This is a genomic window from Roseibium sediminis, from assembly GCF_008711325.1.
Lineage (GTDB): Bacteria > Pseudomonadota > Alphaproteobacteria > Rhizobiales > Stappiaceae > Roseibium > Roseibium sediminis.
The window spans coordinates 151,746-164,070 of the sequence record NZ_VXDB01000009.1; the positions used below are offsets into that span (position 1 = coordinate 151,746).

At 57.9% G+C, this 12,325-nt stretch carries 11 protein-coding genes; 3 read left to right on the forward strand and 8 right to left on the reverse strand.

Features of this window, described 5'->3' with window-relative positions; genetic code table 11:
* Position 1 precedes the first annotated feature (1 nt).
* From F0155_RS11175 to F0155_RS11195, 5 genes are read right to left on the reverse strand one after another with little or no spacing between them, the layout of a single operon-like run.
* A complete protein-coding gene (locus F0155_RS11175; RefSeq protein ID WP_150524595.1) occupies positions 2–1,165 on the reverse strand; it encodes an acyl-CoA dehydrogenase family protein in 1,164 nt (387 codons plus the stop codon).
* A complete protein-coding gene (locus tag F0155_RS11180; protein WP_425299920.1) occupies positions 1,165–1,965 on the reverse strand; it encodes an enoyl-CoA hydratase family protein in 801 nt (266 codons plus the stop codon). Before F0155_RS11180 ends, F0155_RS11175 begins: the two co-directional genes overlap by 1 nt.
* A gap of 2 nt (positions 1,966–1,967) precedes the next feature.
* Positions 1,968–2,438, reverse strand: coding sequence for a MarR family winged helix-turn-helix transcriptional regulator (locus F0155_RS11185; RefSeq protein WP_150524597.1), 471 nt, complete (start codon positions 2,436–2,438; stop codon positions 1,968–1,970).
* Between the two features lie 2 nt (positions 2,439–2,440).
* Positions 2,441–3,181 (reverse strand): SDR family NAD(P)-dependent oxidoreductase, encoded by a 741-nt coding sequence (locus F0155_RS11190; RefSeq protein ID WP_150524598.1) that lies wholly within the window; start codon positions 3,179–3,181, stop codon positions 2,441–2,443.
* Positions 3,181–5,478, reverse strand: coding sequence for a bifunctional salicylyl-CoA 5-hydroxylase/oxidoreductase (locus F0155_RS11195; RefSeq protein ID WP_150524599.1), 2,298 nt, complete (start codon positions 5,476–5,478; stop codon positions 3,181–3,183). Before F0155_RS11195 ends, F0155_RS11190 begins: the two co-directional genes overlap by 1 nt.
* Positions 5,479–5,613: 135 nt before the next feature.
* Between F0155_RS11195 and F0155_RS11200 the strand changes: the two genes are divergently transcribed.
* Together F0155_RS11200 and F0155_RS11205 are read left to right on the forward strand one after the other, a co-directional pair.
* Positions 5,614–6,432: an alpha/beta hydrolase gene (locus F0155_RS11200; protein WP_150524600.1), complete on the forward strand. Its 819-nt coding sequence runs from the start codon at positions 5,614–5,616 to the stop codon at positions 6,430–6,432.
* Positions 6,433–6,592: 160 nt separating this feature from the next.
* Positions 6,593–7,243 (forward strand): imm11 family protein, encoded by a 651-nt coding sequence (locus F0155_RS11205; protein WP_150524601.1) that lies wholly within the window; start codon positions 6,593–6,595, stop codon positions 7,241–7,243.
* A 224-nt stretch (positions 7,244–7,467) separates the two neighbouring features.
* On the opposite strand, the gene F0155_RS11210 is transcribed toward F0155_RS11205, so the two are convergent.
* The 3 genes from F0155_RS11210 to F0155_RS11220 form a co-directional block, all read right to left on the reverse strand.
* Positions 7,468–9,117 carry a sulfatase-like hydrolase/transferase gene (locus F0155_RS11210; RefSeq protein ID WP_150524602.1) on the reverse strand — a complete coding sequence of 550 codons (1,650 nt, stop codon included), beginning with the start codon at positions 9,115–9,117 and terminating at the stop codon, positions 7,468–7,470.
* 163 nt (positions 9,118–9,280) lie between these two features.
* Entirely contained in the window at positions 9,281–10,144 is an 864-nt protein-coding gene (locus tag F0155_RS11215) for a sugar phosphate isomerase/epimerase family protein (protein WP_150524603.1), read from the reverse strand.
* Positions 10,145–10,147: 3 nt separating this feature from the next.
* A complete protein-coding gene (locus F0155_RS11220) occupies positions 10,148–11,062 on the reverse strand; it encodes an NAD(P)-dependent oxidoreductase (protein WP_150524604.1) in 915 nt (304 codons plus the stop codon).
* A 434-nt stretch (positions 11,063–11,496) separates the two neighbouring features.
* On the opposite strand from F0155_RS11220, the gene F0155_RS11225 reads away from it, so the two are divergent.
* On the forward strand, positions 11,497–12,276 hold the full coding sequence (locus F0155_RS11225) for a FadR/GntR family transcriptional regulator (protein WP_204934437.1): 780 nt from the start codon (positions 11,497–11,499) through the stop codon (positions 12,274–12,276).
* The last annotated feature ends 49 nt before the right edge of the window (positions 12,277–12,325 follow it).

Sequence of the window (12,325 nt, forward strand, 5' to 3'; positions counted from 1 at the left end):
CTCATTCTCCCTCAAACGCGTTGAGCGTCTGCCTTGCTATGACGACTTTCTGAACGTCCGTGGCACCCTCGTAGATGCGAAGGGCACGGATTTCGCGGTAGAGCTTTTCAACTGTTACGCCGGAGCGCACGCCGTCGCCGCCATGCAGCTGGACCGCCTTGTCGATGACGATCTGGGCCTGCTCGGTCGCAAAGAGCTTGGCCATGGCCGCTTCCCGCGAGACCCGCGGCGCTCCGCTGTCCTTGGTCCAGGCTGCGCGATAGACGAGCAGGGCCGCGGCATCGATGTCGAGCGCCATGTCTGCAATATGGCCTTGAACCATCTGCAGGTTATAAAGCGGCTTTTCGCGGATTTGCCGGGTTGTTACCCGGAGCAACGCCTCATCAAGAGCCCGTCTCGCAAAGCCGAGGGCAGCAGCTGCCACGGTTGAGCGAAAGACGTCCAAAACGGACATTGCTATCTTGAAGCCCGCGCCGCGCCTTCCAATCAAGGATGAGGCCGGTATCCGGCAATCGCTGAAGCGCAAGGTTGCCAGCGGATGCGGGGCGATTGTTTCCAGCCGCTCCACAACCTCCAGCCCCGGCGTGTTAGCTGGAACGATGAAGGCGGACAGGCCGCGCGCGCCGGGTTCTTCGCCGGTACGTGCAAAGACCGTATAAACGTCGGCAATCCCGCCATTTGAAATCCATGTCTTTTCGCCGTTCAGGACGAAATGCGCGCCGTCAGCGGTCGCTGTCATGGTCGAGTTGGCGACATCCGATCCGGACTGGGGTTCGGTCAGGGCAAAGGCGGAGATCGCCTTGCCATTGCGGGTGAGGGGAAGCCAGTCGGCTTTTTGGGACACGGAACCGAAGAGTGAAATGGCCCCTGTTCCGAGCCCCTGCATGGCAAAGGCGAAGTCGGCAAGACCATCGTGGCGAGCCAGTGTTTCGCGGATCAGGCACAGGGATCGGACATCCAGTGGGAAGGAGCTGGTCGGCTCCACGCCCGAATGGGTCAGGAAACCTGCGCGACCAAGCATGGCGACGAGCGTCTTGCAGGCTTCATCCGTGTTTGAATGATCAACAGACGCAAGATTTTCCGTTGCCCAGGCGTCGAGATCTTCCTGAAGCCGGCGGTGACGGTCTTCGAAGAACGGCCAGTCGAGAAAGCTTCTGTCAGCCATCAGTTGCCCTCGAAAACCGGTTTCTGCTTGGCGACAAAGGCTTCGTATGCCCTGTTGAAGTCCTCTGTCTGCATGCAGATGGCCTGCGCCTGTGCTTCGGCCTCAATCGCCTGTTCAAGCGACATTGACCATTCCTGATTGAGCATGGTCTTGGTCATCATGTTGGCAAAGGCCGGGCCTTCGGAAATGCGAAGTGCAAGTTCTGTGGCAACGCCTTCCAGTTCGCCGGCTTCCACCATCCGGTTGAAAAAGCCCCAGTTCAAGCCTTCCGTGGCGGACATGGACCGGCCCAGATAAAGCAGTTCGGCAGCGCGGCCCTGACCGATGATACGCGGGAGGATGGCACAGGCTCCCATGTCGCAGCCGGCAAGGCCGACGCGATTGAACAGGAACGCCACCTTGGCATCGGGCGCGGCGATGCGCAGGTCCGAGGCCATGGCAATGATCGCACCGGCACCGGCACACACACCCTCGACGGCGGCGATGATCGGCTTGCCGCAATTGATCATGGCTTTCACCAAGTCGCCGGTCATGCGCGTGAAGCGAAGAAGTTCCTTGGTGTTCATCTTCACCAGCGGCCCGATAATATCGTGCACATCTCCGCCGGAGCAGAAGTTGCCGCCGTTGGGGCCGAACACCACGACCTTTACGTCATCGGCATAGTGCAGGTCGCGAAACCAGTCGCGCAGCTCCGCATAGCTGTCGAAAGTCAGCGGGTTTTTCCGCTCGGGGCGGTTGAGGGAAATCCTCGCAATGCCGCCGGAAATCTCGCAATTGAAATGCTTTACATCAGAACGCATGGTCATCCCCGTTTGCCCTCAAGCTTTTCGGTGAGTGTATCGAGCCGCTTGATCATGCCGAGCGTGTCGTCCTCGGTCAGGTCTGCCAGCAGCGAGTCAATCCAGGATTCGTGAGCGGCCGCATGTTCGGCAAAGGTGGTGCGACCATTGTCCGTCAGCTTGACCAGCGAAGCACGACGGTCGCCGGGAACAGCGGTGCGCTCGGCGAGACCTTCCTGCGCCAGCCGGTCGACGATGCCGGTGATATTGCCGTTCGATACGCGCAACAGCTCCGAAATCTCGCTCATCTTGAGGCCGTCCGGATAGCGATAGAGCGAGGACATCACGTCGAAGCGGGGCAGGGTAGAGCTGAACTCCTCCCGCAGCTTGCGCCGCAATTCGTCTTCAATCCGGCTGCTGGCCTTGAGCAGCTTCAGCCACAGGCGCAAGCGGGTTTTGGAGAGCGCGTCTTTTTCCGAAGTCGGCTTGTCCATGATCAAATCTCTCCTCCGGACAGGGAAAGGGTGTGGCCGTTGACCGAGCGGGCTGCGTCCGAACAAAGCCACAAGGCTGTTCCGGCAACTTCGTCGGTCTGGATGAACCGGTTCTGCGGGTTGTTCTTCTTCAAGGCAGCTTCCGCGTATTCAGGGCTCATTCCGGTTTTAGAAACGATGTTTTGAACCGACCGCTCCAGCATCGGTGTTTCGATGAAGCCGGGGCATATGGCGTTGGCGGTAATGCCGCTGGTGCCGAGTTCCAGCGCCAGTGCGCGGGTGAGACCGACGACGCCATGCTTTGCAGCCACATATCCGGAGACATAAGGATAGCCCTTCAGGCCCGCCGTGGACGCGACAGCGATGAGGCGGCCCCAGCCATTTTGCTTCATGTCTGCCAGCGCGGCTTTCCACAGCGTGAACACGCCGACAAGATTGACCGACAGCATGGAGTTCAGATCATCTGCCGTCATCTTTGCGAAGGGAACGCTCTCTGCAGCCCCGGCATTGGCGATGGCAATGTGAACGGGGCCGCGTTTTTCGCGGGCTCTTTGCAGTGCCTGTTCCACCTGCGTGGCATCCGTCACGTCGCAGGTTTCATAGGGCAGGCCTTGCGCCTTCAGTCGGGTCTCATTGCGGCCGAGAATGGTGACACGTGCGCCGGATTGCGCGAACTCGCGCGCGATCTCGGCGCCAACACCTGATCCTCCTCCGGAAATGACAACGTGCTTGTCGGCGACCATCAGACCTTCACCACCGTTTCGGCTTCGCGGTCAGCAAGGCGCCATGCCTGATCCCGACCTGCCATGTAGGGCAGCGGCCAGCTTTCGTGACGATCTCCGATCTTGGCTCCCTCGTGCATGGTCCAATAGGGATTTGCAAGGTGAGGGCGGCCCACGCACACAAGGTCCGCACGGCCAGCCATCAGGATCGAGTTGGCGTGGTCTGCCTCATAGATGTTGCCGACGGCCATTGTCTTGATCCGGGCTTCGTTGCGAATGCGATCGGAGAACGGCGTCTGGAACATGCGGCCATAGACGGGCTTCGCCTTGATCGTCGTCTGACCCGCTGACACGTCGATGATGTCTGCCCCGGCAGCCTCGAAAAGTTCCGCAATTCGAACCGCTTCATCCGGGGTTACACCCTCGTCGCCAACCCAGTCATTGGCCGAGATGCGGACCGACATCGGCTTGTGTGACGGCCAGGCGGCCCGCATGGCCTCGAACACTTCCAGCGGATAGCGCATGCGGTTTTCGAGCGATCCGCCGTATTCGTCGTTACGGGTGTTGGAAACCGGCGTGATAAAGGAGGAAATCAGGTAGCCATGGGCTGCGTGCAGCTCGATCATGTCGAAACCGGCGCGGTCGGCCATTTCGGCAGATGCCACGAACTGCGCCTTGATTGTATCCATCTCGGCTCTTGAAAGTTCGTGCGGCACGGCATTGTCGGAAGACCACGCAATCGGCGAGGCGGAGACGAGATCCCAGTTTCCGTCGGCCAGGGGTTTGTCCATGCCTTCCCAGCCGATATTGGTGGAGCCCTTGCGACCGGAATGGCCGATCTGGCAGCAGATCCGCGCATCGGTTTCCGCATGGACGAAATCTGTCAGGCGTTTCCACGCGGCCTCGTGTTCAGTAGCATAAAGCCCCGGACAGCCCGGCGTGATGCGACCGGTTGGCGAAACGCAGGTCATTTCCGTATAGACGAGACCCGCACCGCCCTTTGCCCGTTCGCCGTAGTGGATCAAATGCCAGTCCGTCGGGCACCCGTCGACCGCCTTGTACTGGGCCATGGGAGAGACCACAATGCGGTTCTTCAGCTCCATGTCACGCAGCTTGAAGGGGGCGAACATCGGCGCTCTGGTTGGCCCGTTGGTCGGTGCTCCCGCCGTTTCCTGAAACCACTTTTCTGCCGAAGACAGCCAGATGGGATCGCGCAGGCGCAGGTTTTCGTGACTGATGCGCTGCGAGCGGGTGAGCAGCGAATAGTTGAATTGCACCGGATCGAGATCGAGATAACGCTCGACTTCCTCAAACCACTCCAGAGAGTTGCGAGCCGCTGATTGCAGACGCAGCACTTCCAGACGCCGCTCTTCCTGATAGCGCTCGAAGGCAGCTTCCAGCGTCGCTTCGGAATGAAGGTAATCGGCAAGGGCGATGGCGCTGTCGAAGGCGAGACGCGAGCCTGAGCCGATGGAAAAATGCGCGGTCGCCGACGCATCCCCCAGCAGCACGACATTCTCGTGATACCAGCGCTGGCAGAGAACACGCGGAAAGTTCATCCATACAGCAGAGCCGCGAAGATGCGCGGCGTTGGACATCAGCGCATGGCCACCAAGGTGGTTGGCAAAGACCTTTTCGCAGGTGGCGATGGTCTCTTCCTTGGACATGGTCTCAAAGCCGACCTTGTCCCAGGTTTCCTGAGAGCATTCCACGATGAACGTCGCCGTATCGGCGTCGAACTGGTAGACATGCGCCCAGATCCAGCCGTGCTCGGTCTTTTCAAAGATGAAGGTGAAGGCGTCGTCGAATTTCTGGTGCGTGCCGAGCCAGACGAACTTGCACTTGCGCACATCGACTTCCGGCTTGAAATGCTCCGCGTAGTGCGAGCGAACACGCGAGTTGATGCCATCGCAGGCAATCACGAGATCGTAGTCGGCGCGGTAGGCTTCCACGTCTTCAAATTCTGTCTCGAAGCGCAGGTCGACACCCAGTTCGCGGGCGCGTTCCTGCAGGAGAATCAGCATCTGCTTGCGGCCGATGCCGGCAAAGCCATGCCCGCCGGAAACCGTGCGCACGCCGTTATGCACCACCGCGATATCGTCCCAATAGGCGAAATGGCTGCGAATGGCCTCGGCGCTTTTCGGATCGTTTTTCTGCAGGTTTTCCAAGGCGTCGTCGGAGAGGACAACCCCCCAGCCAAATGTGTCATTGGCCCGGTTGCGCTCGATCACGACAATCTCGTGGTTCGGATCGCGCAGCTTCATGGAAATTGCAAAATAGAGACCGGCAGGGCCTCCACCCAAACAGGCAATGCGCATGGTCCGTTCTCCTCTTGGTCGATTTTCCCTTGAGACCATGATCAGTGTATATTTCATATTTAAATGTTTCAAGATTGAAATATCGCAACTGCGCGCATAATCTCCTATCCCTGTGCAAAGCGTGAGGGAGGAACCATGACCGACGCGACCGGAATTGACTGGGAAGATGCCTTCGCCAATGGCGCCTATATCGAAAATGCCATGGCGTACCCGGATCGCTGGGCCGCTCTGGCCGAGGCTTTCCGAATGGCGCATCCGCAAAAGGAACTGGATGTTTCCTATGGTCTTCATGCACGCAATCGGCTGGATCTCTTTTATCCGCAGGGTGATCCGAAGGGTCTCGCCGTGTTCGTCCATGGCGGTTACTGGCTGAAATTTGACAAATCCTGGTGGTCGCATCTGGCAACGGGCGCATTGGCTCACGGGTGGGCGGTTGCCTTGCCTTCATATGTGTTGGCGCCCGAGGCACGCATTTCCGACATGACCAGCCAGATCGGGGCGGCAATTGAAAAAGCTGCCAGCCTCGTCAAGGGATCAATTCACATATCCGGCCATTCTGCCGGCGGTCATCTGGTCAGCCGCATGGCGTCGTCAACGCCACCGCTTTCGCCGGATGTCTTGCAGCGGCTGAAGCGTGTCGTGTCCATCAGCGGTCTGCATCATCTGGAGCCGCTGCAATTCACCGACATGAACAAGGATCTGCGCCTTGATGGTGATGAAGCGCGCGCTGAAAGCGCCGCGCTCCTTGATCCGGTTGCGGGTGTTGAAACCATCTGCTGGGTAGGCGCACAGGAGCGCCCCGAATTCTTGCGCCAGAACCGGCTTCTGGAAGAACGCTGGTCACGAAAAGGCGCAACCATTTCCGCTGTCTATGATCCCGGAAAGCACCATTTCAATGTTATCGACGGACTGGCTGATCCGGACAGCGCATTGACACGGGCATTTGTGGGGTGACGTAGCTGCCTACTGTCAAAACTTGCAATCTTTAGGGTTTGGTAAATTGAAATTTGTTTTAACTGCCTCTGGCAAATAACTATGTCGCAGGCAAGGGGCGGGATTCTTCTTGCTTGTTTGATTTAACATTTTTGATTTTGTTCCAGAAAGCAAGAAGCACGTGGCAGTTTATGGAATTTTCTATGATAGGATCGGCGATCCAACGTTGGGTGAAGAAACATTTGCTGACGAAGTTTTGGATGGAGATTTCAAAAGCGCCTTTCCAGTTGGGGTAGAGTTTGATCCGAGTGTCAAGGCTGCCTTCGCAAGCGATGGCGGTCTGATACAGCAAGATGCACAATATCAAGGTTTGCCCGTAGATATGTCAGGATTACCTAAACGTGTCCGGTTGGGGGGCGCGCACAAGTTTCCGCTTCCTGACCTTCTAAAAGCAACGGGGCATTTTCTAGTCAGCGAAAAGTTGCGGGATGCGATTGAGGTGCTTGAGCCTGACGTTCATCAGTTCCAGCCTGTTGAACTGATCTGGCAAGACGGCAGTCCTGTGGCCACCTATTTCTGGTTTAATGTCTGCAATCGCCGGGATGCAATGGACCGCGAACACACAACATATTCCTTTAATGATCGCATCAAGATTTGGAATTTAGCTTCGAATGGCAAGTTCGTAGTGAATACTTCACAGTCCAACGGAGCTCACGTTTGGGTGGATAGCAGACTGACCAACCGAACCATTTTTGTTTCAGAGAGTTTTAAGGACGCAATGACGGCGGCCGGTATTACCGGGATTGGTTATAGCGAATACCAAACCGTCTGAGTGAAGTGACGGCCTTTGGCGCAGAGGTTTGTGGGGCGGCAATTGAAAAAGCTGCCCTGAAGTTGATGACAAACTCATGCCCCTCAGCCGTCATCCTCGGTCTTGTGCCGAGGATCTAATGAATTCAGAGGTTTGCAGATGCTCGGGACAGGCCCGAGCATGACGAAAGCAGAAACATCCAACATTGTCAGCAGTCTCAGGGCAGCAAAAAGCTGCCCCAAATTCTAGTCCACAAACTTCTGCTTCACCTTGCCGCGGAATTTGGCGGTGAGGTCTTCCGGCACTTCGCTTCCGTCATAGAGGAAGGGCAGGATGCCGCGGCGGCCTGAGGCGTTGCGCATCTTCGCCAGATCCTCGTCCGACACCGTCACTCGCTGGGACATGCGCCGTCCCCATTCGGCAAGGCAGTCATAGAGCCGATCGATCTCGTCCTTGTGGTCGGGACTTGAGCCGAGGTCGCGATATTCCTTCGGGTCTTCTTGCAAGTCGAACAGCATCGGGCGGAAGCCGCCTTCGGCGTGGATCATCTTGTAGCGACCGTCAAAAATCATGAAGAGCCGCGCATCGCGGATGGAAACGCACAATTCCTGCCGCTGGGAAGTCTGGGAATAGTTGTATTCGCTGATGGCATAGTCACGCCATTCGGGCGTCTTGCCATGGAGCCAGGGCAGGAGGGAGCGGCCCTCAATGATGTGGTCCGGCACCTTGCCGCCCGTTGCTTCCACGAAGGTTGCGGCCAGATCGATGGCTTCCATCAGCGCATCGCATGTTTTGCCCCGCGTTGCGTCGGCTTCCTTTCGCGGGTCGTAGACAATCATCGGGATCTTCACCGACGGGTCGTGGAACATGTCCTTTTCGCCCAGCCAGTGATCGCCGAGATAGTCGCCATGATCTGAGGTGACCACGATCATGGTGTTCTTCAGCTCGCCAGTCGCCTCCAGATGATCCAGCAGGCGGCCCAGTTGATCGTCGCATTGCTTGATCAGGCCCATATAGGCCGGGATCACCTTTTCCCGCACCTCATCGCGCTGGAACGCTGATGCCACCTTGCCCTTCATATAGGCGGCAAAAACGGGATGGGGATTGTCGCGCTCGGATGGGTCGCGCGCGACATCGATCATGTCGGCGGTGGAATACATGTCGTGATAAGGGGCGGGGACGATGTAGGGCCAATGTGGCTTGATATAGCTGACATGGGCGCACCAGGGGCGAGCGCCCTTGGCCTTTTGCTCGTCCATGAAGCGGATGGTTTCGCTCGTCAGCCACGGGGTTTCGCTGTCCTCCTCGCGAATGTTCGCCGGTTTGTCGGCGTTCTTGAACATCCACCCGGAGGCGACTTCATCGCCTTCAATCCCGGCATTGGCGTGATCCGACCACGGGTTTTCGGCCTCGTAGCCCCTTGATTTCAGATACTCGTTATAGGGCGAGCGTTTTTCATCGTAAAAGCCGTCCGGGCCTTCGCCCCACAGGCCGTCATCGCGAATGATCGCGTCAAAGCCGCATTCGGTCTGCCGCGCGCCGATCATCGTGTCAGGTGACAGGCCGAGGCGTTCCATACCCTTCTTGTCGACCTTCATGTGGGTCTTGCCGATCAGGAAGCAGTCCATGCCGTTGTCGCGAAGGTGATCGCCAAGGGTCATTTCACCGACACGCAGGGGAAAGCCGTTCCACATGGCCCCGTGGCTGGACGTGTAGCGCCCGGTGTAAAAGCTCATGCGCGATGCACCGCAGATCGGCGACTGGCAATAGGCGTTGGTGAAGCGGACGCCCATCTTTGCGACGCGGTCGAAATTGGGGGTCTGCAATGTCGGGTGACCAGCGCAGCTGAGATAGTCGAAGCGCAGCTGGTCGTACATGATGAAAAGAATGTTCAAATGATCCTCCCGCGCCGACTTCTGCCGGTCTTGCCCGTTTGATCAAGGCTGTGTGGACGAATTGAGATTCGGCTGCGGGAGAATAGCCGGAATTCATTCACCGTGGCGAAAAACACCGGCTTATCCAGAGAGGGCGCGGCAACAGGGTTACAGCCCTTGTCAGCTATCCGAATATCTTCTTGAAGCGATCGATCCCGAGCCGGAAACCATCCTCGAAATTGCCGTTACCAGGGTGGTAGACACTCTCAAAGGAGATCACCCCGTCATAGCCATCAGCCCTCAGCGCATCTGCCATAGGTTGGAAAAGCGGAGCCAGCTGGCCTTCGCCCATGCGCCGGACTTCCAGTGTGGCGCGGGGCGTGTCGACCTGCACATCCTTGATGTGGACATGGCCGAGATAGCCGCTGCGAACCTCGTCATAGCCTTCGGGATAGGCGCGCTCGTGGCACCAGCAATTGTTGGCCGGGTCCCACAGGACCTTAAGCGTGTCCTTGGCGTCGAGGTCATCGATCAGCTTTCTGGCCGTGTAGTTGGAATTGACCATCGTGCCGTTTCCGGTCTCAACCACCAGAATGACGCCTTCCTTCCTGGCCAGTTCCACGGCAGGGGCGATCATCGGCGGCATGGTGTCCCAAGCTCCCTTGGCGACGTTCCATTGTTCGGCGCCATTGTGGCCCCACAGGATCTGCTCCTTTTTCTGGGTCATGATGCGCACCAGCGGCGAGCCGACTATGTGGGCCATGTCGATGACCCGTTTCAGGGCATCCATGTGTTTTGTGTGAAGCTCATCGCCCGGACGATTGGCCGTTGTCATGCCGGCAAAGATATGGCGGGAGAGGCAGGACACGGGCTTGCCACGGTCCCGCAGAAGTCTGTCGATCTCGCGGATTTCCTCGGCGGAGTGGTCGCCGACTTCCTTGTCACCAACAAACTGGAGTTCGGCATAGTCGAGGCCAAACTCATCCATCACATCGACTGCGTGTTTCAGATCGCGGCTGATGCCGTCGCAAATGACACCGAGTTTCATGGCTCATTTCCCCCCGGTCTTGCGGGCACCGTCCCGGTGTAGTTCCGCACCGACGATGTCCTCGATGACACGGGTGCAGACCCAGTTGTCGCCATTTGGATATTTCGTGCGCCCAGCGTGGAAAATCTGCATGGCAGAACCTGCGGTATGCAAGGGGACGCCCAGCTCCTCTCCAAGGTTCATGGAGATCGTGAGGTCCTTGTGCATCGTGTTGATGTGGCTGCCGGTGCCTTCAAACTGGCGGTCGATGATCTTCTGCAAGGCGTTGTTGACCACACCGCAGCCGGCAGAGGAGGTGGAGAAGACCTTCAGCAGCACATCGCCCGAAACTCCGGCCTTGGCGGCGAGGGCCGCCGCCTCGAAAGTGGCGGAGAACTGCGCGCCGATGAGGGACTGGAGGCAGGCCTTCACGGTCTGTCCGTCTCCCGGCTTGTCTCCAACCCGGTGAATGTTTGCGGACACGGCTTCCATTACCGGGGCAAACCGGTCCAGAACCGCATCCGGCGCAGCGGCCATCATGGTCAGTGTGCCGCCCTGAGCGCCCGGAAAGCCGCCAGACACCGGACTGTCGATGAGATGGATGCCCGAGCCATCCATCGCAGCGCCGATCTCACGGGCTTCGCGGGGTTTGATTGTGGCTGTGAGAATGACGGCGCTGCCGGGTTTGAGCGAAGAGGTCAAACCGCCTTCACCAAGGATCACGGCCTTGGCCTGATCCCCATTCATGACCATGACATAGACCGCATCGGAATTGGCTCCGACATCGGCCACCGATGTCGCGGGCCGTCCGCCCATGTCCTCAAAGGCGCTCATACGTTGCGGGGACAGGTCGAGCCCCGTTGTTTCAAATCCGTTCGCTATCAGATTTTTAGCGAGGCCACTGCCCATATCGCCGAGGCCGATCACTCCAGCTTTCATCTTTGCTGTTCCTCCCAAGGTGAGCGGATCGGTGGTCAGTCACTCGATTCTTTGAGGCAGGATGCCGGACTGCCCGATGCGCCTTCCGTCTTGAACGCTATAACGGGAATTAGGGTGACGCAAGGAAACATATGATGTTTCAATTGGAAGTACTGGACATTTTGGCTTCAGGCCCTGATTGTGAGATTTGTCAGGGGCTTCAATCGATTTAAACTGCTTGACATGCCGTAGCGTCGCTGGTTCAAATCTGTTTTGGTCGGACCAAAATAGTCCGTTTGGTTGCGTATCAGGGATCGATCTCAGATCCGCGAATGGCGTCGCGCATTGGGGGGGCCGAATTCAATATGACCGGTGTGTTCGGGTCAGGTCGTCGAAACATATGATGTTCCGGATTGACCAAGGGTAACATAAGATGTTTCACTCAGTGGATGGATATGAGCTACTACGATCTTAAACTTGCTCAGTTTGCTGCTCCCAGCCTCGCGTTGGAGATCGCATCCGATCTCGGCAAGCAGATCGTTGCCCATCACTACAAGCCTGGAGATCTTGTCGAGGACGAAGGGTCCTTGGCGGGAAAGTATCAGGTCAGCCGATCCGTTATCCGCGATGCAGTGAAGATACTGGTTGGAAAGGGGCTCCTTGAGGTCCGCCGGGGGATCGGAACAAGGGTCCGTCCGACGAGCCAGTGGGGACTTCTTGATCATGATGTCATGGCCTGGAGCCAGACCGCAGCCGATACCGACAAGCGTCTCTTCAAGCTTCTGGAACTGAGGCAGGCGATCGAGCCGAAGGCCGCCGCACTTGCTGCACGTCATGCCAATGAGGAATCCGTCTCGGAAATCCGTCACTGGCTGGAAGAGATGGAGGCAAACGCGGGAAGCGGTGAGGGGTTTGTCAAGGCGGACGCCCAGTTTCACCGCTCGATCCTGCGCGCGACCGAGAACGAGTTCTTCGTGGCGCTTGAAGGGATCATCCTGTCGACTTTGATCAGCAGTATGCGGCTGACCAACTATCCGCCGGGGCACCGTTTCAAGGATGTGCCGACGCACCGTGCCATTTACGAACATATCAAACAGGGCGATGCGGAAGCGGCCGAAAAGGCCATGATTGCATCGCTGGAGGATGCCGAGGCAAACCTTATGCGTTGTCTGGCTGAACGCAGTTGCGACACACCGTCTACGGGGCAGGAAGGAAAATCGACCTTGGCCCGGTAACTGCACATGAGTGATCTGGTCGGCAAACAGGCTGGGAGGCCTGGATGAC